The 24,207-nt window shown below is 68.7% G+C and carries 17 protein-coding genes, 1 tRNA gene and 1 other RNA gene; 5 read left to right on the plus strand and 14 right to left on the minus strand.

The genetic code is table 11. The annotated features are described in order from the left end of the window. Window positions 1-110 precede the first annotated feature (110 nt). Window positions 111-5,504, minus strand: coding sequence for a fibronectin type III domain-containing protein (locus tag AB0B86_RS28485; protein WP_357420171.1), 5,394 nt, complete (start codon window positions 5,502-5,504; stop codon window positions 111-113). Window positions 5,505-5,884: 380 nt separating this feature from the next. Between AB0B86_RS28485 and AB0B86_RS28490 the strand changes: the two genes are divergently transcribed. After that, window positions 5,885-9,259 (plus strand): GH92 family glycosyl hydrolase, encoded by a 3,375-nt coding sequence (locus AB0B86_RS28490; protein WP_357405206.1) that lies wholly within the window; start codon window positions 5,885-5,887, stop codon window positions 9,257-9,259. Between the two features lie 186 nt (window positions 9,260-9,445). Here AB0B86_RS28490 and AB0B86_RS28495 read toward each other — a convergent pair. Together AB0B86_RS28495 and AB0B86_RS28500 are read right to left on the minus strand one after the other, a co-directional pair. Next, a tRNA-Ala gene (locus AB0B86_RS28495) sits at window positions 9,446-9,518 on the minus strand. A gap of 87 nt (window positions 9,519-9,605) precedes the next feature. Next, on the minus strand, window positions 9,606-10,196 hold the full coding sequence (locus AB0B86_RS28500; RefSeq protein WP_030490862.1) for a YqgE/AlgH family protein: 591 nt from the start codon (window positions 10,194-10,196) through the stop codon (window positions 9,606-9,608). Between the two features lie 320 nt (window positions 10,197-10,516). On the opposite strand from AB0B86_RS28500, the gene mdlC reads away from it, so the two are divergent. Beyond that, window positions 10,517-12,112, plus strand: a complete 1,596-nt coding sequence (gene mdlC / locus AB0B86_RS28505; protein WP_357420172.1) for a benzoylformate decarboxylase — start codon at window positions 10,517-10,519, stop codon at window positions 12,110-12,112. A 29-nt stretch (window positions 12,113-12,141) separates the two neighbouring features. On the opposite strand, the gene AB0B86_RS28510 is transcribed toward mdlC, so the two are convergent. The 10 genes from AB0B86_RS28510 to pruA all read right to left on the minus strand — a co-directional run bounded on the left by AB0B86_RS28510 (window position 12,142) and on the right by pruA (window position 20,948). Then, entirely contained in the window at window positions 12,142-13,092 is a 951-nt protein-coding gene (locus AB0B86_RS28510; protein ID WP_357405211.1) for a hypothetical protein, read from the minus strand. Window positions 13,093-13,138: 46 nt separating this feature from the next. Continuing rightward, the gene (locus AB0B86_RS28515) at window positions 13,139-13,627 is read right to left on the minus strand and encodes a hypothetical protein (RefSeq protein WP_357405213.1); all 489 of its coding nucleotides are present in this window, start codon (window positions 13,625-13,627) and stop codon (window positions 13,139-13,141) included. A 142-nt stretch (window positions 13,628-13,769) separates the two neighbouring features. After that, window positions 13,770-14,450, minus strand: coding sequence for a hypothetical protein (locus tag AB0B86_RS28520; protein WP_357405215.1), 681 nt, complete (start codon window positions 14,448-14,450; stop codon window positions 13,770-13,772). An 81-nt stretch (window positions 14,451-14,531) separates the two neighbouring features. Then, window positions 14,532-14,907, minus strand: a transfer-messenger RNA (tmRNA) gene (gene ssrA / locus AB0B86_RS28525). Between the two features lie 105 nt (window positions 14,908-15,012). Continuing rightward, on the minus strand, window positions 15,013-15,492 hold the full coding sequence (smpB, locus tag AB0B86_RS28530; protein ID WP_355028000.1) for an SsrA-binding protein SmpB: 480 nt from the start codon (window positions 15,490-15,492) through the stop codon (window positions 15,013-15,015). A gap of 149 nt (window positions 15,493-15,641) precedes the next feature. Continuing rightward, window positions 15,642-16,517: a permease-like cell division protein FtsX gene (ftsX, locus tag AB0B86_RS28535; RefSeq protein WP_357420173.1), complete on the minus strand. Its 876-nt coding sequence runs from the start codon at window positions 16,515-16,517 to the stop codon at window positions 15,642-15,644. A 67-nt stretch (window positions 16,518-16,584) separates the two neighbouring features. Further along, window positions 16,585-17,265, minus strand: a complete 681-nt coding sequence (gene ftsE / locus AB0B86_RS28540) for a cell division ATP-binding protein FtsE (protein WP_030331491.1) — start codon at window positions 17,263-17,265, stop codon at window positions 16,585-16,587. 118 nt (window positions 17,266-17,383) lie between these two features. Beyond that, on the minus strand, window positions 17,384-18,505 hold the full coding sequence (gene prfB / locus AB0B86_RS28545) for a peptide chain release factor 2 (RefSeq protein WP_357420174.1): 1,122 nt from the start codon (window positions 18,503-18,505) through the stop codon (window positions 17,384-17,386). Between the two features lie 121 nt (window positions 18,506-18,626). Continuing rightward, window positions 18,627-19,142 carry a PadR family transcriptional regulator gene (locus tag AB0B86_RS28550; RefSeq protein WP_357405221.1) on the minus strand — a complete coding sequence of 172 codons (516 nt, stop codon included), beginning with the start codon at window positions 19,140-19,142 and terminating at the stop codon, window positions 18,627-18,629. Between the two features lie 177 nt (window positions 19,143-19,319). Beyond that, the gene (gene pruA / locus AB0B86_RS28555) at window positions 19,320-20,948 is read right to left on the minus strand and encodes an L-glutamate gamma-semialdehyde dehydrogenase (RefSeq protein WP_357420175.1); all 1,629 of its coding nucleotides are present in this window, start codon (window positions 20,946-20,948) and stop codon (window positions 19,320-19,322) included. A 325-nt stretch (window positions 20,949-21,273) separates the two neighbouring features. On the opposite strand from pruA, the gene AB0B86_RS28560 reads away from it, so the two are divergent. Next, on the plus strand, window positions 21,274-22,359 hold the full coding sequence (locus tag AB0B86_RS28560) for a hypothetical protein (protein WP_357405225.1): 1,086 nt from the start codon (window positions 21,274-21,276) through the stop codon (window positions 22,357-22,359). Window positions 22,360-22,386: 27 nt separating this feature from the next. Here AB0B86_RS28560 and AB0B86_RS28565 read toward each other — a convergent pair whose 3' ends face one another. After that, window positions 22,387-22,896, minus strand: a complete 510-nt coding sequence (locus AB0B86_RS28565) for a hypothetical protein (RefSeq protein ID WP_357420176.1) — start codon at window positions 22,894-22,896, stop codon at window positions 22,387-22,389. Between the two features lie 217 nt (window positions 22,897-23,113). Between AB0B86_RS28565 and AB0B86_RS28570 the strand changes: the two genes are divergently transcribed. After that, window positions 23,114-23,341 carry a helix-turn-helix domain-containing protein gene (locus tag AB0B86_RS28570; protein ID WP_357405230.1) on the plus strand — a complete coding sequence of 76 codons (228 nt, stop codon included), beginning with the start codon at window positions 23,114-23,116 and terminating at the stop codon, window positions 23,339-23,341. Window positions 23,342-23,450: 109 nt separating this feature from the next. Continuing rightward, window positions 23,451-24,071: an Rv3235 family protein gene (locus tag AB0B86_RS28575; protein ID WP_357405232.1), complete on the plus strand. Its 621-nt coding sequence runs from the start codon at window positions 23,451-23,453 to the stop codon at window positions 24,069-24,071. The last annotated feature ends 136 nt before the right edge of the window (window positions 24,072-24,207 follow it).

The raw sequence follows: 24,207 nt of genomic DNA on the forward strand, positions 1-24,207 counted from the left end.
GGACGAACAGGTGTGGACGAAAAGCAGCGGCCCGGTTGAGGGTCATCAACCGGGCCGCTGCCCTACGTCCTTGCGCCGTTTCGGATTCAGCCCTTGATCAGGGGGCGAGGCTAGGGCCCGTCACAGGAAGCCGAGTCGCTGTCCCGGCCCCAGTCTTCGCCGTTCGGGCCGTAGACACTGGCGTAGAGGCTGTAATCTCCACCCCCGTATGACTCGTGCTCGTCCACCCTGGTGCTCCAGAAACCGATACTACTGGTGGTCAACCAGAAGTCGGTGCTCGTCCACAGTTGGTTGTTCTCCCATACCCTGAGCTGGACCTTGATACGGGCGCCGTCCCCACCGGCGATCCCGAAGGCGCTGGACTCCACCGACGTCCACCCGACCGGAATGCCTTTGATAGGTGTGTAGTAATCGGTGCAGTTCACGTCCGCGTAGACTTCAGGTATCCGGAAGCTGGCGGTGTTCGTCGAAGCGCTTTCTCCGGCCATGTTCTCTGCCACAACCTTGAACTCGTAGCGGTCACCGCCGATCAGGTACGGCACATACACCGAGGTGTTGGTCAGGAATCCGGCCGCAGTGCTCCAGCTGCCACCCCGGGTCACGTTACGCATGTATACCCGGTAGTAGATCCGCGGCGTCGGACTGGCAAACCAGGTCAGGGTGACGGCGTTCTTACTAACAGTGCCTCGGAGGGTGTATGGAGCCTGCGGTATCGGAGGCCACGGCCGGGCGGAGGCAACGTTCGTGGGTGCCGAGTCACCGCTGAGGTTCGTCGCCCGGATGCGGAACTCGTACGTCGTCCCATTGAAAAGCAGATTCATCGTGTCCGAACAGCAGCCAATCGACACCGGCAACCTGGACCAACTGCCGCCCTTGGCCCGCGACTCGATCCAGTACGACACGTTCGGCGTCGAGCTGGCCGACCACCTCAGGGTCACCTTGCCGTCGCCCGCCGAAGCACTCAAGTTCGACGGTGCCTGCGGGAATGGTGGCATCGGCCGCGCCGACGCAACGTTCGTCGGTGCCGAGTCACCGCTGAGGTTCGTCGCCCGGATGCGGAACTCGTACGTCGTCCCATTGAAAAGCAGATTCATCGTGTCCGAACAGCAGCCAATCGACACCGGCAACCTGGACCAACTGCCGCCCTTGGCCCGCGACTCGATCCAGTACGACACGTTCGGCGTCGAGCTGGCCGACCACCTCAGGGTCACCTTGCCGTCGCCCGCCGAAGCACTCAAGTTCGACGGTGCCTGCGGCAATGGTGGCATCGGCCGCGCCGACGCCACGTTCGAGGCCGCCGAGTCACCGGCGAAGTTCGAGGCGGTGACCTTGAACTCATAGGTGTGCCCGTTGCTCAGGTAGCTCGTGGTCATGCTGGTCCCAGAAATGGGTAGCGAGAGTTTCTGCCACGACTGATTGGCGGTCTTGTCCCGCTGGTAGATGTTGTAGATGGCCCCTGTGGTCGGACTAGCCGTCCATCTCAGCGTTACCTGGCCGTCGCCCGCGGTGGCGGAGAGTCCGGTCGGAGCCCCGGGCAGTCCACCACGTGCCGTAATCGTCACCGCGTTCGAAGCCGGTCCCTGACCCCCCTGGTTCTCGGCTGTCACCTTGAACTCGTAGACGTGGTTGTGGACCAGCAGGCCGACAGAAGCTTTGGTCTCCTCTGTCGGGTAGGGGAGCTTGCTGAATGCCTCACCGGCCGTCACATCCCGACGGTAGATCCAGTAGAGGTAGCCCTCCGGTCCTGGCGCGTCCCAGTCGAGATCGATGGTGCCGTCGCCGGCGGTAGCGCCGCGCAGGTTCGCCGGTGCGCTTGGCGGGCTGTAGCGCGAGGTGGCGGAGGCGACAGCGGATTGCGCGCCGGCACCCGACGCATTCGTCGCCGCTATCTTGAACTCATAGACGTGGTTGTGAGTGAGTAGGCCGGCCGTCCACGTGCAGCAGCTGGTGATCGGCACCGGCAGCTTGGTGAAACCCTGCCCGAGGCTCACGTCTCGCTGGTAGACGTCAAACCAGAGGCTGTCGCCGGCCGGCGACGTCCAGTTGAGTTTGATGTCTCCATTGGACAAAGCCGTGGCTGCGAGTCCGGTGACCTTGCCGGGCAGCGGCGGCATCGGCTTGGCGCTCACCCGATTCGACGGTACGGACTCCCCGCCTTGGCTGGTTGTCGTCACCATGAACTCGTACGTGTGCCCGTTGGCCAGGTAACCAGCAGTGAAGGTGCAGCAGGTGGTGACCGGCAGTTCCAGTGTGGTGAACTCGGTTTCGCCGAGGGTCACGTCCCGCTGCTGGATCAGATACCAGACGTTGGAGGTGGCACTCGCTGTCCAGTTCAACACCACTCGTCCGTCCTCCGCTGCGGCGAGGAGATTGGTCGGTGGTGCTGGTCTTGGATAGGTCGAGGTTGCTCGGGCCGGTGTAGATGCCTGACCCTCGCCACCCTGGTGGCTACCAGTAACCTTGAACTCGTACTCGTGTCCGTGGAGTAGTAGGCCCGCGTTGAACGTGCAGCAGGTGCTGAGCGGAATTTCCAGCCGGGTGAACTCGGTCTCGCCCGTCGTCACGTCGCGCTGGTAGATCCAGTACCAGATGTCGGTGCCAAGGGAGTTCCAGGCCAAGGTGATCGATCCATCGGATTTCGAGGTTGCCGTCAGGCCCGTCGGCGCCGGCGGTCCGACACGATCGCTCGTCGCACGGGCGATGTTGGACTCCGGGCCGGTGCCGGCGCTGTTGGCAGCGGCTACCCGGAACTCGTACAGGTGGCCTTCCAGCAGATTCCGCGCGATTGCGGTGGTCCCGTCGAAGACCGGAGAGGGCCAGCGCACGAAGTTGGCCTCACCCGCGGTCACATCTCTTGACGAAACCAAGTAGTGCGCATTTTCCGCAGCGACCGGGTCCCACTTCAACGCGATTGTGCCATCGTCGACAGCCGTTGCCGTCAAGTTGGCAGGTGCGGTGGCCGGCGGCCGTTCCACGAACAGCAGAAGGTTTGGGGATCCGGTGCCGGTGCCGGCCAACTTGTCTTTACTCGCCGCCCCGACAAGCGCCTTCTTGACGTCGCTGGGGCTGTGGCCGGGGTGGGCCGAGAGCAGCATAGCGGCGGCACCCGAAACCTGCGGCACGGCAAGGGAAGTACCAGTTTTCGGCACAACTTCGCTGTCACTGACGGATCCGGCGGTCATAATGTCGACGCCCGGTGCGAACAGTGTTACGCAGGAGCCTCTTCCGCTCTGTATCCACATCTTGTCGGCGTTATTGGTCGCCCCGACGGTGATGACCGCGCTGTCCTTCGACGCTCGCGCCGGCGAGACATCGCACGCGTCCCCACCATGGTTGCCAGCGGCGGCGACAACCGTGAGTCCGCTGTCGGTGGCAGCCCGGGCCGCATCGTCGAGTCTCTCGCTGGCTGCCGCCCCCAAGCTCAGGTTCAGCACCGCGGGCTTCTTCCCCTGCGCATCATCGATAGCCCATTCGATCCCCTTGACGATGTCCAGGATGGCAGCCCGCCCGACCTTTCCTTCACCGGTGCAGGGGAACACCTTGACGGGAATGATCTTTACGGCTTTCGCTACACCGAAGGTCGCACCACCGAGTGCTCCCGCGACCGAGGTACCGTGACTCCTACTGCAGTCTGGGATGTTGGTGCTGCCGTCGAGGACGTTGAATCCGGTGGTCACGCGACCACCGAACTCGTTGTGCGTGGCCCGGATGCCGGAGTCGACGACGTACGACTGCACCGGACCGTCGTTCGGGTACTGATACTTGTGGTCGAGCGGAAGGTCTCGCTGGTCGTCACGATCAAGGTGCCATGGCGGGTCGGCCTGCTCGCCGAAGACGTCGGCCATTGCGTCCTGTTCGACGTCGAGCACGTCCGGATGCGCGGCAAGGTTCACTGCCTGAGCCTCGGTGAGAGTCGCGCCGAAGCCTCGCATCGCCGTGGGCAGTACCGGGCCGAGGGTGCCGCCGGCCTGGGCGACGAGCTGTGTCGCGTAACTGGTCAGCCGCTCCGGCCGCGCCGCCTCTTCCTTGAGCCGGACGAGGTAGCTGCCGGGGATCGCGTCCGCGATGTTGGCGTTCCCGATCACGTCGGCTGCCAGCTTGGTGCTCCGTGGTGTGATCGAGACGGTCGTGCTGTGCGCCCCTTCCCCGGAGCCGTTGACGGCAGCCACCTTGAACTCGTACTGGTGACCGGGGATCAGCAGGCCCGCCCGTCTGCTCGTCGTGGTCGAGGCGACCGGTAGCCGGGCGAAGTGCGTCTGCCCCCCGGTGACGTCCCGCTGGTACAAGCGGTAGGAGGAGACACCAGCCACCGCCGACCACGTCAGGTCGGCGAAGTCGTCCTGCCCGGTCAGGCTCAGCCCCGTGGGCGCGGCCGGAAGCCCGGTGCCCGGCGCCGGCGGTGGCCAGGCGATGTCCACGAAACGCGGACGGTAGAGGCGTGCATCAGCGAGCGAGTCGGCGAACTTCAGACTGTTGACGTTGTAGGACATCAGCAGATTGCCGGAGGCCGCCAGCTCCGGATGAAGTCGAGCGTCGTAAACCACTTTGGATGAGCCAGGGGTGATTTCCGGGGCAGTGTAGAGCTGGATGGGGCCGGTGAATGGCCCGGTCGGCGAGGTGGATCTGTATGCCACGATCTGCGGATCGAAGACCAGGTTGTTCTCGTGCGTGACCAGGAGATATTCCGAGCCAACCTTCTGCACGGAGTAGCTGGTGCCGACTCCACTGAGAAGCCGGGCCGCTGCCGCGTGATCCGACGACCACGTTGATCCGTTCCAGAACTGCCATGGGCCGTCAAGATTTCCGGTGGCGACACGGGCGACATGGGCGAACTTCATCCGTCCCGGGGCGGTCGATGTCCCATAGATATAGGTATAGCTGCCGTCCGGAGTGATAGCGGCGCCCCAGTTCACGTCCTTGCCGACCGGCACCTCCTGCACCGAATTCAACGTCAGCGACGGCAGCGCGAACCTGGCCAGTGACACCCCGGTCAGGGCGAAGTCAAGGGGTGCGGAGCCGCTGCGCCGGTAGCGGTTGTAGATCACCCGCAGCTCTCCCGACTCGACCACGGCGTCGCCCACCCAGAAGAACTCGCCGGGTTGGGTCGGCACGACCAGCGCGTCCGGCAAGAGCGCGGTGCCGCTGTGCAGAGTCGCGCCGAGGGCGGTACCGGTCTGCACGACAGCAGAATTGTTGATCATCGGCGAGTCGGCCGACCGGCTGCCGTCGGCGTTCACAGTCCCCAGGAAGGTGTCCGAGAAGAGCCAGACGACCCGACCGTCCGGCAGGGCGACCGAGGTCGTGCCGTCACCTCCGGTCCAATGGTTCCCGGCGTCCCCATAGGTCTTGAACATCGTGTTCAGCTGCGCTGCCGTCATTGTCGAGACCGCCGCCCGTGCCGGCTCCGCCCAATATGCAAAGCCAAGCATCATAAGAATTGCAATCACTGCCGCTTGCCAGCCTCTAGCATGCGGCGTTGTTTTCGAACGGTCAATGGCCCACATCTGAACTCCCCCGTATTGACATCGGCTTCGGCCGACAGCACAGCGCACGTGAGCGGAACCTTGAGCTACCTGATGACGGTTGTCAAGATTTCGACGCGGGGGACCTACGAAGTTGGCGGCATGGCGCAGGCTCAGATGACGGCGGATCACATAAAAACGGATCAGACCGGGTGCAAACCTACAGTTCCCTCAATCGCTCACCTTCCCCACCCCGCCGCACGGGCCATGACCTCGATAGGAGCATCCGACAGTCGACAGCCCGATCCATTCAGTCGGACGCGATGCGTCATTCGGCCGAGGGGACAGCACAAAACCAACCGCGCGGTTAGAGTCTCGTCGATCACGGCTCGGTCTGGTGGCGATGGATGAGGAGGTGCGCCATGAAACGGTTGCCCCGGGGTTTGCTTGCGGCTGCCCTTGTTGCGGCGACGCTTGTCCTGCCGGCGCCCATTCGGTCGGCGCACGCGGCCGTTTCGCTCGTGTCGGACCCGGCGGCGCTGGTCAATCCGATGATCGGCACCCGGGCCGCGGCGGGGAAGGATTCCGGCAATACGTCGCCGGGGCCGAGTATGCCTTTTGGGATGCTGCAGTGGGCACCGGACACGGCCCCGCGGGTGCCGGGTGGGGGCTACGACTACGCCGCTACCGCGATCTCCGGCTTCGGTGTCAACCGGATGAGCGGGGCTGGGTGTTTCGCCTACGGCAACCTGCCGTTCCTGCCCGTGACCGGTGCGCTGCCAAGCGACAAGGACAACGCGACCGTCGGCTTCTCGCACACGGGCGAGTCGGCGTCGGCGGGCTTCTACTCGGTGAACCTGGCCAACAGCGTTCGCGTCGAGCTGACGACGTCCGTCCGCGCGGCGCTCGGTCGGATCGCCTTCCCGGCCGGACCGGCGGCCTCGCTTCTGGTGAAGGCGAGTGCGGGCGCCGGGACGTCGAACGCGACAGTGTCGGTGCCAAGCTCGACTGAGATCACCGGAACAGTGACCGACGGACGGTTCTGTACCAAGGACAACGACTACACGATGCACTTCGCCGTCAGCTTCGACCGCGCCTTCACCAGCAACCAGAAGTGGGCGCCGAGGCCCTTCGTCACCGGCGACGGCGGTGTCGTCCTGACGTTCCCCAGCGGATCGGTCGTGCAGGCGAAGGTGGGCATCTCCTTCGTCAGTGTCGCGAACGCGCGGGCGAACCGTGACACCCTGAGCAGTTGGGATGTCACGACGGTCCGGACGGCGGCGCGGGCCGCGTGGAATCAACTGCTGGGCCGGATGCGGATCGGTGGCGGCACCACCGACGAGCAGAAGACCTTCTACACGGCCTTGTACCACTCGCTGCTACACCCGAACGTGTACAGCGACGCGAATCGTCAGTACCGGGGGTTCGACGGCCAGGTCCGCACGCTGCCCACCGGGCAGGACGACCAGTACGCGAACTTCTCCGGGTGGGACGTCTACCGGTCCCAGGTGCAACTCATGGCGCTGCTGGCACCTGATCGTGCCAGTGACCTGGTGCGCTCACTGCTCAACGACTACGAGCACAGCGGGCGGCTGCCGAAGTGGTCGGTCGCCAACGACGAGTCGTACATGATGGTCGGTGATCCGGCGATTCCGACGATCGCGTCGGTCCATGCTTTCGGGGCACGTGACTTCGACACCGGCAAGGCCCTCGCGGCGATGGTCGCGCAGTCGACGCGGCCCGGCAACGCTCGTCCGGGCACCGTCTACCTGGACAGCCTCGGCTACCTGCCAGAGGACGGCGGATACGGCTGTTGCAACCACAACGCGACGACCTCCACCTCGTTGGAGTACCACACGGCTGACTTCGCTCTCGCCGCCTTCGCACGCCAGCTCGGTGACACCAGGACCCATGCCCGGTTCGCGTCACGGGCGCAGGGCTGGCAGTACCTGCTCAATCCAGTCAGCGGGTTCGTCCAACCGCGTCGGCAATCCGGCGAGTGGCGGCCCGGATTCAACCCCACGGACATCTCCTACGACGACTGGGCCGAGGGCAACTCCTGGCGGTACACGCTCGCGGTGCCGTTCAATGTCCGTGGCCTTGCCGCCGCCAAGGGCGGTGGCGCCGCCCTCAACCAGTACCTCGACACCCACTTCGCGACCCTGAACGACGTCCTCGGAACCGGAGCGTGGATGGGCAATGAGCCGAGCTTCGGCGCTCCGTGGCTCTACGCGTACACCGGCCGTCCCTACAAGGCACAACAGGTCGTACGTCGGGTGCAGACCGAACTCTTCCGGAACGCCCCCGACGGCCTGCCCGGCAACGACGACCTCGGATCCATGTCCTCCTGGTACGTCTGGGCTGCGCTCGGGATGTATCCGGCGGTCCCGGGCACCGCTGACCTCGTCCTCGGCAGCCCGCTGTTCCCGCAGGCGGTCGTGACGCTACCCAGTGGCGCGACGTGGACTATCAACGCACCCGCCGCCCAGGCCTCGACGCCGTACATCCAATCCATGCAGTACAACGGATCCGGCTGGAACAAGGCCTACCTGCCGCCGGCGGCGCTGACCGCCGGGGGAACCTTCGACCTGGACCTGGCCGCCACCCCGAACACGACGTGGGCGGCCGGGGCGGACGCCGCCCCGCCCTCCTACGGCGCCAACGCCGTCGCCGCGACGAACAACGCCGGCAGCAGCGCGGACGGCTCTCCCGGATCCAGCAACTACGACCAGTGGACGTCGAGCTACTCGGCCGAGGCGCTCGCCGCCGTCGGCATCGTCCCGGGAAGCCGGTTGACCACCGAGGGCATCACCTACACCTGGCCCAACGTCCGCCCCGGCGAACCCGACAACGTCATCGCCCAGGGCCAGAGGCTCACTGTGCACAGCCCATCCGGGGCCACCACGATCGGGGTCCTCGGCAGCGCCGAGGGCCACGTCGACGGCGCTGCCGGTGTGGCGACGATCCACTTCTCCGACGGGACGAGCCGACAGGTCACCCTCGCCTTCAGCGACTGGACGTTGGCCGCCGGCCAGGCAACCACCCGCCCCGGCACCACCATCGCGGCAGCCATGCCCTACCGCAACCAGGCCCTCGCGGGTGGTAGGGAGAACATTCCCACGTACCTGTATTCGGCCTCCATCGCCATCGATCCACGACAGAACGTGGTCGGGTTGACACTGCCTGCGACGACTGGGTCGGCGGGCCGGCTGCACGTCTTCGACATCGGCTTCGGTGGCCACCGGGACAGCGCCGGCATCAGCGACGACGCCTACCCGGGAGGCGCTGACCTCGACGGCGCCACCTACAGCTACTCCCGCCAAGCCCTTGCCGCAGCCGGCCTGAGCGCCGGCTCCACCTTCACACACAACGCCGTCACCTACACCTGGCCCAACGTCGGCGCCGGAGACCGCGACAACTACCACTCCGAAGGCCAACAGATCCCCGTGACGCCCGTCTCCGGCGCGACGAGGATCGGCTTCCTCGGCGCGGCCACCGGCTGGGTCGACGGGACCTCCGGTCTGGCCACCATCACCTACACCGACGGCACCACCCAGCAGATCACCCTCGGCTTCAGCGACTGGACCCTCGCCGGAGGAGGTCGCACTGTCAGCTACGGCAACACCGTCGCCGCCGCACTCCCATACCGCAACAGTGCTCGTTTCGGCAGGCAAGAACTCAAGACGTACGTTTTCGCCAGCACCTTCCCGCTTCTCGCGGGCAAGACGGTGAAGTCGTTGACGTTGCCCAAGAAGACCCTCGGACAGCAGCACATCTTCGCCGTCGGGACAGGGTGACAGGGGCGGGCGGCGGACGCCACTGCCCTGGCTCCCCCGCCCAACCACCCGGCCCACGGCGTGACGGCCATCACATGATTCGTCCTGCGGGCCATGGGACCCCCGCCCGGGGTCGAACGGGGGTCAAATGATCAAGGGCTTGCCCGCCACGATCGGCGAGCAAGCCCTTGTCCTGCTACTTCAAGGTGGAGCCGAGGGGACTCGAACCCCTGACCCCCACACTGCCAGTGTGGTGCGCTACCAGCTGCGCCACGGCCCCTTGCTGTTACCCGGTCGCCCGGGCACTGGGAAACTATACACAGACTGGCCGGCATGGTCATCTCGCGGGGTCCCCCGCCGGGCCGGCTCAGTTGAGCGCCACGTCCGGGGGGAAGTGGGCGACGGCGGCCATCATCCCGCCCTGGCGGCGCAACACCATCGGCCACAGATCGTCGGGTCGGTCGACGAAGGCGTCACCGGGCAGCCCGTCCAGCACGAACCAGGAACCGTCGGCGATCTCCTGCTCCAGCTGGCCGCTGCCCCAGCCGGAGTAGCCGGCGAAGACCCGGATGCCGCCGATGCTCTCCCGCAGCCGCTCCGGGTCCACCGAGAGGTCGATAGTGCCGACCGCTCCGGAGACCTGGTGGAAGCCCTTCAGCCGGCGCATCGGGTGCCGCATGCGGGCCAGACAGATGGCCGAGTCAGGCTGCACCGGACCGCCCTCGAAGAGCACCGCCGGGTGACGGGCCAGATCGCTCCAGTCGCCGAGCACCTCGGCCACCGGCACCTCGGTGGCCCGGTTCAGCACCACGCCGAGCGCACCGCCCGGCTCGTGGGCGACAAGCAGCACCACAGTACGGTCGAAGTTCGGGTCCTTGAGCGCCGGAGTCGCGACCAGTAGCCGCCCGGTCATCGACTCCATCGCTCGTCCGCCGATCGCCTGACCCTCTCCCTGCATCCCACACACCCGTCAACCGTGAGCCCGCGCCGGGGTTCGATCATCTGCCGAATCCGCCCGGTGCATCGAGATCAGCCGTGCTGTCAACGCCATGCCTGGCACCATAGCCTGCGACCCGGGCGCTGGCTAAGAGCTGACCGGCAGGTGATCAGACAGTTAAGACAGCTCCCTGTTCGCCACGATGCCCTGACCAGGTACGGGCGCGGCCGGCTGGATGAGCCAGCGGGAAACACCCGAAAGGTCCGTCACATCCCGATAGATTCGGCTGATCGGGAGGGACGACTGCTGTCGTCCCTCCCGCGACACGGAGGCGGGTGGCGATGGCAACGGTCCGGGACGCGACGTACGACGTGCTCCGCACCCTCGGCGTGACCACGGTCTTCGGTAATCCGGGCTCGACGGAGGAGCCGTTCCTGCAGGACTTCCCCGCCGACTTCCACTACGTCCACGCACTCCAGGAGGCGACGGCTGTCGCGATGGCCGACGGCTACGCCCAGGCCAGCAGCACGGCCGCCCACGTCAACCTGCACACCGCCCCGGGCACCGGCAACGGCATGGGCAACCTGGTCACCGCCTGGCACAACAAGACCCCATTGATCGTCACGGCCGGCCAGCAGACCCGGGAGATGCTGCTGCTCGAACCCCGGCTGGCCAGTCGGCGGCCCACCGAGCTTCCGCAGCCGTACGTCAAGTGGGCCTACGAGCCGGCCCGGGCGCAGGACATCCCCGCGGCCGTGCTGCGGGCGTACGCGACGGCGGTGCAGCCACCAGCCGGGCCGGTCTTCCTCTCCCTGCCGATGGACGACTGGGCCCAGCCGGCCGACCCGCTGCCCGCGCCACGGACCGTGGCCACCCGGTTCGCGCCGGACCCACAGCGGCTCGACGAATTCGCCAGGGTCCTGGCGAGCAGCGACAACCCGGTGCTCGTGTACGGGCCGGGGGTCGACCGCTCCGCCAGTTGGCCGACCGCTGTAGCGCTCGCCGAGCGGCTGGCCGCACCGGTCTGGTCCGCCCCCGCACCCGAGCGCGCCGTGTTCCCGGAGGACCACCCGCAGTTCCGCGGCGTGCTCCCCTACGCGATCGGTCCCCTCGCCGAGGCGCTGCGCGGCCACGACACGGTGCTTGTCGTCGGCGCTCCGGTGTTCCGGTACTACCCGTACGTGCCGGGCGGGCACCTACCGGACGGCGCCCGACTGCTGCATGTCACGGACGACCCCGACGAGGCCGCGCGGGCCCCGGTCGGGGACAGCCTGCTCGGCGACCCGGGGCTGACCCTGACCGCGTTGCTGGACCGGGTGCCGCCGGCCGACCGGCCGCCGCCCGCGCCCCGGGACGCACCGGCCCCACCGGAGATCACCGTCCCGCTGAGCGCCGACGCCCTGTTCGCCGGGTTGGCCGCGCACTGGCCGGCGGACGGCGTGCTGGTGCAGGAGTCACCGTCCAATCTGTCCGCACTGCGTCGGCAGCTGCGGATCAGCCGCCCCGCGTCGTACTTCACCATGGCCAGCGGCGGCCTCGGCTACGGCCTGCCGGCCGCGATCGGGGTGGCCCTCGCCGAACGGGACACCGGGCGGAGTCGCCCGGTGGTGGCGGTCATCGGCGACGGCTCGTTCCACTACTCGGTGCAGGCGTTGTGGACCGCCGCGCGGCTCGCCCTGCCGCTGGTGGTCGTCGTTCCGGTCAATCAGCAGTACGCGATCCTGAAGGCGTTCGCCGAGCTGAAGGAAACCCCGGGGGTGCCCGGCCTGGACCTGCCCGGGTTGGACATCGCCGCGATAGCGGCCGGCTACGGCTGCGCCACCGAGGTGGTCGAGACGCCCGACCAGCTCGGCGCGGCGCTCGCCGCCGGGCTGCGTGCCGACCGGCCGACCGTGCTGCCGGTGCCGATCAACACCGACGTGCCGAGCATCCTCTGAGGCAGCCCGTCAGCTCCGGTGCCGCCCGGTCAGCGTGGGGCGATCGACAGGGGGGCGCCGGTGGCGACGTCCAGGACCGGCCGGGCGCCCAGCGGCGCCGCGAGGGTGACGGCGACCGGCTCCAGCTTGAGCATGGCGTCACAGATGCCGGTGGCCCGGGTGATGCTGCCACCGACCACGACGACGTCGGGCCGTTCCCACACCAGCGGCGTGATGCCGGTGTCGCAGGAGCCGACGCCGAGCCGCACGGTCATCCGGACACCGTCGACAGCCGTCAGGTCCTGGGCGCCCACCAGACCGTCGGCCAGCGGGCGGGGCGGCGCGGAGGGTTCGGGAACGGGCCGCACCGCGGTCGGCGCAACGGCGAGCCGGGCCACCGGAGTCGCCAGTTCCTCGACGGTGAACAGCCAGGCCGGGACCTGCGCCTCGCCCCGGCTCGTGCGGACCGGCACGGCACCGAACGTGACAGCGGTGACGGTGAGCGGCAGACAGGCCGTCTGCGCCGAGCTGGTGGCCCACCCGTCCGGCCCCGGTTCGACACTGGGGCCACCGGGGGTCGGTCGGCCGGTGCGCTTCGGTCGCCCCGGGCAGGGCAGCGGATCACCCTGGGCCAGCTGCTGGTACGCCTCGGCGGCGCTGACCAGCGGCAGCGTCAACCGGCCGTCCGGGAAGCGGATCTCGCCGGCGACCCGGGTGGGCGGTATCGCGACCTCGGCCCGGTACCACCCGGCCCGGAAGGCCGTCTCGGTGTCGGGAGTGAAGCGGGGGTCTCCGGTGAGCACAGTGGGCCCCTCGAGCGGGACGTACCCGGTGCGCCATTCGGAGCCGGGCCGCCACGCCTCGGCCACCTCGGCGGCCCGATTGTCGAACGCCTCCCCGCGGGGCGACGCGCTGCGGGGTCCGTCGGCCGGATCCGCGCCGGTGGCGCAGCCCGCCACGAACAGCAACGGGAGTACGAGCAACAGGGCTTGTCGACGCATGTACGGTTCGACGCCGCCGTCGACCCCCCGGTTCCCGGTCGACCGCTCAGGTTTCGCCGCCCAGGTCCGTCTGGTACGCCTCCCAGAGCAGGTCGGCACCGCTGCGCCGATGCCGGGCCAGGCTCCGCAGCAGGTGCCCGGCCCGGTACCGCAGCTCGTCGAGGTCACCCTCGGGCCGCTCGGCGATCCGCTGCACGGCCAGGATCGCCGCGGTGATCCCCGGGTGCTCCCGGGTCAGCAGCCGCACCCCGTGGTGCAGCCGCGGCGACTGGGTGAGCAACTCCCGGTAGAGGCCGGCTGGACCCTCGGTGGCGCGGACGTGCTCGGCGAAGCCCTGCCGCACCGGACGCAACCGGAGCAGGACCTCGTCACGCCAGCGCGGCTCGGTGGGCGGTGCGGCGACGGCCCGGCCGAACGCGTGGACGTCGCCGGCCAGCCCGGCCGGGCGTGGCTCACCGGGCAACCCGGTGGCGTGGTGCGGTGCGGCGGACGACCGGGCGCCGAGTGACGACTGCTGGACCGGACCGGTGACCATGGCACCTCCCGCGCTGTGCTGCTACCCCATACCGCGATGGTGAGCCCGCCCGACCGCGCCTGTAAAGGTGCCTGAGCCTGCTCATTCGCCCCGTTGACCCCGGCAGTCCCGTACGTCCCAGTCGGCCCGGAGGTACCGTCGCTCAGCCGAGCTGGGGGTGTTCCGCCAGGCGGCGCAGTTGGCGGGCGACGGTGTGCGCGTCGCCGTCCCTGCCGTCGACGGGCCGACCCGTCGCTATCGCGTCGGCCAGGGCCCGCAACTCGGACGGGGGCAGGCTGACCAGCCCCATGCCGTGCAACGCGAGGGTGACTCGTCGTCCATTCGCGCGGTCGGTAGCGATGATGGCGGGGGCCCGCTGCCCATCCGTCGGGAAGTCGTCCGACGCCTCCCGGTACGCCAGCGCCGCGGTGTCGATCCGGGCGGTGGCGAGGTCGACGCCGCGCGTCCGAAACGCGCCCCGGACCCGCAGGTTGCTGCCCTCCAGCCATGCGGCAGTACGGAGCACCCGCAGCACCAGGTAGATGCTGAGCAGGACGAACGGCAGGCCGCAGAGCCCGATGAACGGGCTCAGCCCGACCTGTTCGGTGCCACTGCCGGAATCTCGCAGCGCGCGGGGCAGCATCCCCGGCGGCACGTCGCGAGCGTCCTCGTAGGAGGAGAACGGGTCACCCGGGCCGGACAGTTGGCCCAGCACCCCGCGGGCGATCAGCGGCAGCACCACGAACGCCGCACCGACGGCCGCGACGAAGACGCCAACCACCACCGTCCAGGTGCGTTGCGACGGTGAGGCACCCACCGAAAGGCGCAGCTCCTGGCTCATCACAGGGGCAGCGTAGGCGCTCCGCGCGACCGATCCAACACGACGAAGCGCCCCGGCTGGTGGGCCGGGGCGCTTCGCTCGAGGTGGTGGAGGTGCCGGGAATCGAACCCGGGTCCTTCGCCGGTTTGTCAGGGCTTCTCCGAGCGCAGCTCGCTGTGCCTCTACTCGGCCCCACCGCTCACGCGAGCAAGTTGGTGTGACGGGCCCAGTCGCTGATTGATCTCGCCGCACGGACCCCGCGACCGGGTCCGGTTGGCCAGCCTCCTAGCTGATGCCGGCTACTGGGACGAAGGCGTTCCCAGACCGACAGACTTAGCTACTCGCCTCAGGCGGCGAGAGCGAAGTCAGCGCGTTGGTTATTGGCGCTTATAAGTTTCCGACGACCGATTCTCGAGACGACGTCGGCTTCCTCGGCTCGCTTCCCCTGTCGCTGCGTACGAAGTCGAAACCAGTCACCCCCTCGACGGGCCACCGATGTGGTGGCACTGACAAGACTAACGCCTGCCGCAACGGCTTTCATCCCGAGGCCCCGGGCCGGTGCGTCGACCCGGACAAACGGGGCAATCTACTCGTCCATCCCCTTGCCGCGCCGACCGGACACCCGGGCGATCTCCCGGTCCGCGTCCCGCTTGGCGAGGTCCTGACGCTTGTCGTACGACTTCTTGCCCTTGGCCAGCGCGATCTCGACCTTGGCCCAGCCGTCGGAGAAGTAGACCTGCAACGGCACGATCGTCAGCCCGCCCTCGCGGGTCTTGCCGACGAGCTTGTCGATCTCGCCCCGGTTGAGCAGCAGCTTGCGGGTCCGCCGGGGCTCATGGTTGGTCCAGGTGCCCTGGGTGTACTCCGGGATGTGCATGGCGTGCAGAAACAGCTCGCCGTCACGTTCCTGGGCGAACGCGTCGACGAGCGACGCCCGCCCGGCCCGCAGCGACTTGACCTCGGTCCCGGTCAGCGCCATGCCGGCCTCGTACGTGTCGAGGATGGCGTAGTCGTGGCGGGCCTTCTTGTTGGAGGCGACCACCTTGCGCCCCTTTTCCCGTGGCATCGGTGCCACCCCCTCTCCTCCGTGGTCCGGGCATCGAACTCACCTCAGCCGGACAACCGATCATGCTACCCGAATAAGAAGGACCCTCCCGCGCCGTTTATTTCCGGCGGCGGGAGGGTCCTTCACAGACGGGACGACCCGTACGGTGCCTAGACGCGCAGGTAGAAGCGCAGCGTGATCCAGGCGGTGCCCGCGCTGATCAGGCCACCGACGACGGCCATCAGCGGGAAGACGACAAGGATGTCGCCCCAGGAGATCGGCGAGAGCAGACCCTGCAACGCGCTCAACGAGCGGTCGAAGAGCAGATACTTGGCTGCTACCAAGGCCACCAGACCCAGCAGCGAGCCGATCAGACCGGCCACCACGGCCTCCAGCACGAACGGCGCCTGGATGAACCAGTTGGACGCGCCGACCAGCTTCATGACCGCCACCTCACGCCGCTTGCTGTACGCGGCGACCTGGATGGTGTTCGCGACAAGCAGCAGGGCGGCGATCGCCATCACGATGGCGGCAGCCAGGGCGATGTTCTGGATCGAGGTGAGGATGTCGAAGATCTTGTCGAGCAGTCGACTCTGGTCGATGATCTCGTCGACGCCCGCGCTGTTCTTGTACTGCTCGTAGATGTCCTTGTACTGCTCCGGGTTGTTCAGCTTGAGCCGGAACGACTCGGGCAACTGGTCGGGCTTGACCACGTTCACCAGGTCGGGCGCGTCCTGGTACATGACCTTGAACTTCTTGTAAGCCTCGTCCTTGTCGACGTAGAAGACCTCCTTCACCAGGGGGTCAGCGTCGAGTTTGGCGTTGAGGTCGGTGCGCTCCTGCTCGCTCACCTCCTGCTTCAAGAAGATCGAGACTTCGATGTTCTTGTAGTAGGTGACCTTCATGTCGTCGACCTGGCGGTACATGAGACCGCTGGCGCCGAGCATGGTCAGCGAGACCGCCATCGTGATGATCATCGCGATGGACATGGTCACGTTGCGCCACAGTCCGACCAGTACCTCGGACAGGACGTATTTCACGCGCATCGGGATTTCCTCCGGGTCTCCGGCATGAAGTGTTCGTCGTCAGGCTGCGCAAGGGTGGAGAGCCGGCTCACCCGTAAACGCCGCGGGCCTGGTCACGCACGATGCGACCGCTCTCGATCTCGACGACGCGGCGGCGCATCTGGTTCACGATGTTGGAGTCGTGGGTGACCATCACGACGGTCGTGCCGGTGCGGTTGATCCGGTCCAGCAGGCGCATGATCTCGATCGAGGTGTCCGGGTCCAGGTTTCCGGTCGGCTCGTCCGCCAGCAGGATCAGCGGACGGTTCACGAACGCCCGGGCGACGGCGACCCGCTGCTGCTCACCACCGGAGAGCTCGTGCGGGTAGCGGTGCTCCTTGCCACCGAGCCCGACCAGCTCCAGCACCTCCGGCACGACCCGGCGGGCAACCGCCTTGGTCTTGCCGATCACCTCGAGGGCGAACGCCACGTTCTCGTACGCGGTGCGGTTCGGCAGCAGCCGGAAGTCCTGGAAGACACAGCCGATCGAGCGCCGGAAGTGGGGTCGCTTCCAGGAACGCATCGACGTGACGTCCTTGCCGTTGACGACGACGCGGCCCTTGTTGGGGGCCACCTCGTGCAGCAGCATCTTGATGATTGTGGACTTGCCGGAGCCGGATGGACCGATGAAGAAGACGAACTCGCCCTTCTCGATCGAGACGGACACGTTGTCGAGCGAAGGCCGGGACGCCTTCGGGTACGTCTTCGTCACTTGCTCAAGCTGAATCACGGGTGGTGAGTCTACGCGGTGTAACAACTGAGCCAAGCCCCACGCCCCGTCCATCCGGCACGAGTCGTCGAATCGGGCCTCTACCTGGAGATCGACGACGCGTTCCGCCCGCGTGTCGTTACGCTCCGTCGTTGGCGAGTTGCCGCTGCTTGCGCCAACGGATGCCCGCCTCGATGAAATCGTCCAGATCGCCGTCGAAGACGGAGCTCGGATTGCCGGTCTCCTGCTCGGTTCGGAGATCCTTCACCATCTGATACGGGTGCAGGACATAGGAGCGCATCTGGTCGCCCCACGAGCTGGTGCCGCCGCTCTTGAGGCCGGCCATCTTCTCTTCCTCCTCCTGGCGCTTGCGCTCCAGGAGCCGGGCCTGGAGCACCCGCAGCGCGGAGGCCTTGTTCTGCAACTGGGACTTCTCGTTCTGGCAGGTCACCACGATGCCGGTCGGGATGTGGGTCAACCGGACCGCCGAGTCGGTGGTGTTGACGCTCTGCCCACCGGGGCCGGAGGAGCGGTACACGTCGACGCGTACCTCGTTCTCCGGGATGTCGATGTGGTCGGTCTGCTCGGTGACCGGCAGGACCTCGACGCCCGCGAAGCTGGTCTGCCGGCGGCCCTGGTTGTCGAACGGGCTGATCCGGACCAACCGGTGGGTGCCCGACTCGACACTCAGCGTGCCGTAGGCGTACGGCACCTTGACCGCGAAGGTGGCCGACTTCAGACCCGCCTCCTCGGCGTAGGAGGTCTCGTAGACCTCGGTCGGGTAGCCGTGCCGCTCCGCCCACCGCAGGTACATCCGCAGCAGCATCTCCGCGAAGTCCGCGGCGTCCACGCCACCGGCGCCCGCACGGATGGCGACAAGCGCCTCCCGGGAGTCGTACTCGCCGGAGAGCAGGGTGCGGACCTCCATCTCCTGGATGGCCTTCGTCAACCCGGCGATCTCCGACTCGACCTCGGTCAGCACACCCGGGTCGGACTCGGCCTCGGCCAGCTCCAACAACACCTGGGCGTCGTCGAGGCTGGATCGGAGGCTGCCCAGCTTGCTGATCTCGCCGTTGACGTACGACAGCTGGGAGGTCACCTGCTGAGCCTTGGCCTGGTCGTCCCACAGGTCGGGGGCGGAAGCCTCCTGCTCAAGGCGGGCCTTGTCCTCGTGGAGTCGGTCGAGGTTGAGGACGGCCTCGATGTTTCGCAGGGTCGCGTCGAGTTCCTTGAGCTGTTCGGCGTAATCGGCAGCGGTCACGACAGGTAAGCGTACTGCGCGGACGGCGATCGGGCTTGCGAGCCCCGCGGTCCGGCGCGAAAGCGACACTGCGCCACCTTGCGCTGAGCAGCTGCGACCCGCCGGGCGAACCCGCCGGAGATCACCCGACCGGCGCGGACTTCAACCAGGACAGGGCGGCCCGGTGATAGGCGACGGCGAACTCCAGCGCGCTGGCGTCGTACGTCTCCCCATCCCGTTTGGCGTTCTTCACCTGCTCCCGGACCTGGGCGAGGGCCTCGGTGTGGTATTCGTTCGCCGAGGCGTACAGGCCCTTCAACTGGCTGGCGGAGTGCAGGTTGCCGAAGGCCATCCGCAACGCGATCGGGTTGCGGATGGTGTCCCGCCCCGGGTTCTCGGTGAGCCAACGGGAAAATGTCCGTTTCCCGCTGGCGGTGAGCGCGTACGGCTGGCTCATCCGCGGCCCCGGTTTCCCGAGCCGCACATAACCTCGCTCGGCAAGCACCGGCAACTCGCGGTAGACCTGACTACGCGTCATCGACCAGTACGGCGCCAGACGGCGCTCAGCAGCGGCCATCAACTGACCACCTGTCATCGGGCCCTCGTGGAGGAGGCCGAGCAGGGCCGCCGCCGTGGGGTTGACTCCGGAATCCGCCATGCCCTCTACGCTGCCACTTTGCGCACCCGGCGTCCAGGATTTGCCGGTTTGCCACCCAACAGGTCTTCCTAAGTGCACTGTCGGCGGCAGACTGTCCGTTGAGGACTATCGATGCCTCGCGGCATACGGGCCGACCGGCCGGCGGCGCGGGTGACGTCGCCGGCCGATCGTCGCCGGTCAGCCCATGTGCGGGTAGGTGTGGTCGGTCGGCGGTACGAAGGTCTCCTTGATCGTCCGCGGCGACACCCAGCGGACCAGGTTGAGCCAGGAGCCCGCCTTGTCGTTGGTGCCGCTGGCCCGCGCGCCGCCGAACGGCTGCTGCCCGACCACCGCGCCGGTCGGCTTGTCGTTGATGTAGAAGTTGCCCGCCGCGTACCGCATCCGCTCGGCGACCGCGTCGACCACCCGGCGGTCGGTGGCGAACACCGAGCCGGTGAGCGCGTACGGGGCGATCGACTCGGCCTGCGCGACCACCTCGTCGAACCGGGCGTCGTCGAACACGTGCACGCCGAGGATCGGCCCGAAGTACTCGGTCGTGAAGGTCTCGTGCGCGGCGTCGGAGCACTCGAAGAGCGTCGGCCGGACGAAGTAGCCGACCGAGTCGTCGGCGGTGCCGCCGGCGAGCACCCGGCAGCTGTCGTCACCGCCGATCAATTCCAGCGCGGCGGTGTGCCGGGCGAACGCCTTGTCGTCGATGACCGCGCCGCCGAAGTTGCCGAAGTCGGCCACGTCGCCGTAGGTCAGTGAGTCGGTGGTGGCGGCCAGCCGGTCCCGCAGCCCACCCTCCCAGAGGGAGCGCGGCACGTACGCCCGGGAGGCCGCCGAGCACTTCTGGCCCTGGTATTCGTACGCGCCGCGGATCAGCGCGGTGTGCAGGGCGTCCACGTCGGCGCTCGTGTGCGCGACCACGAAGTCCTTGCCGCCGGTCTCGCCGACGAGGCGCGGGTAGCCCCGGTAACGGGCGATGTTGTCGCCAACGGTCCGCCACAACTGCTGGAAGACCTTCGTCGAGCCGGTGAAGTGGATGCCGGCCAGGTCGGGGTCGGCGAGCACCACGTCGGAGACCTCCTCGCCCCGGCCGGTGACCATGTTGATCACGCCGGGCGGCAGGCCGGCCGCCTCGAACAGCCGCATGGTGAAGTGCGCGGCGAACTGCTGGGTCGGGCCCGGCTTCCAGATCACCGTGTTGCCCAGCAGGGCCGGGGCCGACGGCAGGTTGCCGGCGATGGCGGTGAAGTTGAACGGGGTGACCGCGTAGACGAAGCCCTCGAGCGGGCGGTGGTCGAAACGGTTCCACACGCCGGGCGAGGATGCCGGCTGCTCCTCGAGCAGACGCCTGGCGAAGTGCACGTTGAACCGGAGGAAGTCGATGAACTCACACGCCGAGTCGATCTCCGCCTGGATCGCGGTCTTCGACTGGCCGAGCATGGTGGCGGCGTTGAGGGTGTCGCGCCACGGGCCGGCGAGCAGCTCGGCGGCGCGCAGGAAGATCGCGGCCCGTTCCTCGAAGGGCAGCGCCCGCCACATCGGAGCGGCGTCCTTGGCCGCCTTGATCGCCGCGCGGGCGTCGTCGTGGGTGGCGTGCGCGGTCACGCCCAGCACGTGCGCGTGCCGGTGCGGCTGCACCACGTCGATCGACTCACCGGCGGCCATCCGCTGCTCACCGCCGATGGTCATCGGCAGGTCGATGCGCTCGGCGGCGAGCTCGGTCAGCCGCCGCTGGAGCCGGTCCCGGTCGGGGCTGCCCGGCTCGTAGTTGCGAACCGGCTCGTTGCGCGGCTCGGGAACGGAGAACACGGCATCCATCAAGGCTCCTGGCGATCTCGACAGCAGTGGCGAAACCGGACCCGCGGGCACCGACCGGGCGGCCGGACACCGGTCGCCGCACGGGTGGGCCGAGCAGCGGCGGGACCTCCGACAATTCTCCCACGGAGGGAGGCCCACCCTGCCTCCGCCATCGCCTTCCACGAAGGACCGGCCCACCCCTTCTCCCCTTACCGACCGGAGTCGATCCGGCGATCGGCCCGCGGTGCGTGCCCCAGCTCACCCGCTCGTGGTCGGCGGCGGTGGGGCGCCCAGCGGGCCCGCGTACCCTGAATGGTCGGTGACCTGCCGCCTCGAAGGGGAGACGATGACCAAGCAGCCCGGCCGCGTCCCGGCCGCGGAGTCGCACGAGCCGGCGGCCGACGCGACGCGCCCCGGCAGCCGGCCGCTGCCCGCGCCCGGCGCGGCGGTGCTCGCGCTGCTGGCCCTCGGCTGGCTGGCCGCCATGCTCTGGTCCACCCGGGAGGCCACCAACTCGGCGGCGGCCGGGGTGACCGCGATCAGTCTCTCCGCGTTCGCGCTGCCCGGCGTGATCTCGGCCGCGCTCGTGTGCGGGGCGGCCGTCGCGCTGGCCGGCGGCAACCTGCTCGCCCGCCGGTACGGCGACTGGGCCACCCTGCGCTTCGCCGGGGCGATCGGCGGCGGAATGCTTGTCGGGCTGGTGGCGGCACTGGCCATCAACCTCACCTACTTCGACACGTCGACCACAAACGTGATCGCCGGCACCACCGCGGCCGCGGCGATCATCGGTGGCGCGGTGGCTGCCGCGCGGACCGCCCCGGCGGTCGGTGCGGTGGTGACCGCCGCACTGGGCGCGCTGATCTTCGTGGTCGCGTTCAGCCAGGCCCGGGACCCGCTGTTCGACCTCTTCGGGGCCGGCGACAGCCAGCAGTCGGTGGTCGACGCGGCCAAGTGGGTGTCCCGCACCGAGTCGTTCATCGCGGGGCTGCTCGCCGGGCTGCTCGCCTTCGGTTACCTGACCTGGGCGCGACGCCGGATGGTTCGCCGCGATCCTGCCGCTCCGGCGCTGCGCTGGCCGGCGTACCTGCTCGCCGGGGCCGGGCCGGGCCTGCTCCTGCTGCTCGCCGAGGTGATCATCCGGGTCGGTGGCCGGTCGCTGCTCGATCTGGCCAGCGCACTCAGCGAGGCGGACGCGGTGGCGCAGACCTCACTGGGCACCTCGCGGGTGGACAACGGCATCTGGGTGCTCTTCGTGGGGGCACTGACCGCGCTCATCGCGTTCGGCCGCACACTCGGCCCGGCACACGCCGAGGACGACGAACCGACCGCCGACCCGGAGGCCGGCGCGCACCAGGTCGACCCGGCGGCCGACGAGCCGGACCCGGCCGAGGCGTTCGACACGGACCCGGCCAAGGCGGATCCAGCCCGCTGACATCGGCGGCCGGAGCGCGGGGCCGGCTCAGCTGGCCGCGTGCAGCAGCAGGTCCAGCTCCGTCACGTCGTACCACTCAAGTTCGTGGTCCTCCGCGCCATCGACTGTGAACTGGGCGTCCGGATCGCCGGCGGCCGCCTCGGCCACCACCTCGGCCGCCGCGGCGACCTCCGCCACCGCGTCCGCGCCGTCCACGTGCAGGGCCGCGACGGCGCCCATCGGCACGGCCTCGGCCAACGTCACAATGCTGGAACCCAGCTCGCCGTCGCCCCGCCCGAGCGCGCTGGCCGGCAGGTCGGCTGAGACGACGACGCGGCGGCGGGGAGCCGTCGGGTCGGCCCGGAGCAGCTGGAGCGCCTGCTGGGCGGCCCGGGTGAACGCGACGTACTCCAACTCCTCCTCGTCGCCTTCGGCGTACCACTCACGCAGCGCCGGGGTCACCGCGTGCGCCTGGTCGGCCGCCAGCCCTTCCGCGCGCAGTCGGGCCAACATCGGTACGGTCGCCGGCACGTACACCCGGACAAGCTCGTCGGTCACCTGTCGTCTCCCCCGCCTCGTCCCCGCGCCGGCGTCCGCCGGCACGGGCGCAGATCATGCCGCACGCCGTGACCGTCATACACCCCGACCGGAGGCCGGTGGAAGTTTCCGCCCGGTGTGTCCGGTGCGTCGACCTTCGGCCGGACCGGTCCGGCGCTGGGCGTTCCTTGCTGTCGATGGCAAACTTAGCCAAACGACATCAACCCCGGGAGTTCGTGTGGAGCCCAGGTTCCTGTTGCTCTCCGACGTCGCCACCGAGCTGAACGTGTCGGACTCGCAGGTCTACCACATGGTGCGCAGCGGCGAACTGCCGGCGATCAAGATCGGTGGACGGGGTCAGTGGCGGGTCGAGCGGGCGCGCCTGGAAGAGTACATAGCCCGCAAATACCAGGAAACCGCTGAATGGGTGCAGAGCAACCCGCTGGTCGACCGCGAACCGGAGTAGCACCCCGGCCGGCCCGCCACCCTGAGGCATTGACCGACATTGGTGCGTGGTCCAGAATCGAGGATGTCGAAGGCAAACGAAAGCAAACGCAAGATCAAGAGGGGGTACGATGAGCGAGGCGCGATCCGGGCCTGCTCGGCCAGCGGTGCGACTGCGCCCCGTCCCGCCCGTCGACCCGCCGTACGCCGACGAGATCGACGGGTCGTACTGGCCGGCACCAACCCATGGTCAGCTCGCCCTCGACCTGTTCGCGGCGACCCGCCCGGACCCGGTCCGGCCACCACAACGCCAGGCCGCCCTGCGCGCCGCGCCCGGCCGGTCGATCACCCACCCGGTCACGCCAGCGCCGCCGGCGACCGCCCCGGAAGCCACCCGAGCCGCCCATCGGTTCGTCGGCAGTTGCCTGGAAGTGATAAACGGCTACCGCTCGCCGGCGCAGGTGCGGGCCCTGCTCGACCCAGCCCGAGCAGGTGACCTGTTGACCGAGCTGGCCCGAGCCTGCGAGGTGCTGACCGGGTCGGTCCGCGCGTCCGGGCGGGCGGGGTCACCCCGCCGCCGCGCCGACCGACCACTGGTCCGGCTGCTCCGCATGCGGGTCTGCGCGCCCCGGCCGGCAACTGTGGAGGCAGCGGCTGTCGTCACCGGCGCGGGCGGTCGGAGCTGGGCGGTGGCACTCCGGCTGGAACACCGCCGGGGCCGCTGGCTCTGCACCGCGCTGCACGTCCTCTGACCGCATCCGACACCGCGGCGCCCGCCACCCCCGGCAGGTGCGGGAGCCACCGCGGTGCCCGCCACCCCGGGCAGGGCAGGAGCCTCGGGAAGCCGGGCAAGCAGGCCGCCGCCGACACCCGGACACCGAAACGGGT

The sequence above is a fragment of the Micromonospora sp. NPDC049047 genome, from assembly GCF_040649135.1.
Taxonomy (GTDB): domain Bacteria; phylum Actinomycetota; class Actinomycetes; order Mycobacteriales; family Micromonosporaceae; genus Micromonospora.

What these genes read in the sequence shown, in the direction of transcription:
- AB0B86_RS28575 (WP_357405232.1), top strand. Translation starts at nt 23,451, where the DNA reads ATGAGCGAGGCGCGATCCGGGCCTGCTCGGCCAGCGGTGCGACTGCGC.
- smpB (WP_355028000.1), bottom strand. Translation starts at nt 15,492, where the DNA reads ATGCCACGGGAAAAGGGGCGCAAGGTGGTCGCCTCCAACAAGAAGGCC.
- AB0B86_RS28550 (WP_357405221.1), bottom strand. Translation starts at nt 19,142, where the DNA reads ATGGCGGATTCCGGAGTCAACCCCACGGCGGCGGCCCTGCTCGGCCTC.
- ftsX (WP_357420173.1), bottom strand. Translation starts at nt 16,517, where the DNA reads ATGCGCGTGAAATACGTCCTGTCCGAGGTACTGGTCGGACTGTGGCGC.
- mdlC (WP_357420172.1), top strand. Translation starts at nt 10,517, where the DNA reads ATGGCAACGGTCCGGGACGCGACGTACGACGTGCTCCGCACCCTCGGC.
- pruA (WP_357420175.1), bottom strand. Translation starts at nt 20,948, where the DNA reads ATGGATGCCGTGTTCTCCGTTCCCGAGCCGCGCAACGAGCCGGTTCGC.
- AB0B86_RS28485 (WP_357420171.1), bottom strand. Translation starts at nt 5,504, where the DNA reads ATGTGGGCCATTGACCGTTCGAAAACAACGCCGCATGCTAGAGGCTGG.
- AB0B86_RS28500 (WP_030490862.1), bottom strand. Translation starts at nt 10,196, where the DNA reads ATGCAGGGAGAGGGTCAGGCGATCGGCGGACGAGCGATGGAGTCGATG.
- AB0B86_RS28490 (WP_357405206.1), top strand. Translation starts at nt 5,885, where the DNA reads ATGAAACGGTTGCCCCGGGGTTTGCTTGCGGCTGCCCTTGTTGCGGCG.
- AB0B86_RS28515 (WP_357405213.1), bottom strand. Translation starts at nt 13,627, where the DNA reads ATGGTCACCGGTCCGGTCCAGCAGTCGTCACTCGGCGCCCGGTCGTCC.
- AB0B86_RS28560 (WP_357405225.1), top strand. Translation starts at nt 21,274, where the DNA reads ATGACCAAGCAGCCCGGCCGCGTCCCGGCCGCGGAGTCGCACGAGCCG.
- AB0B86_RS28510 (WP_357405211.1), bottom strand. Translation starts at nt 13,092, where the DNA reads ATGCGTCGACAAGCCCTGTTGCTCGTACTCCCGTTGCTGTTCGTGGCG.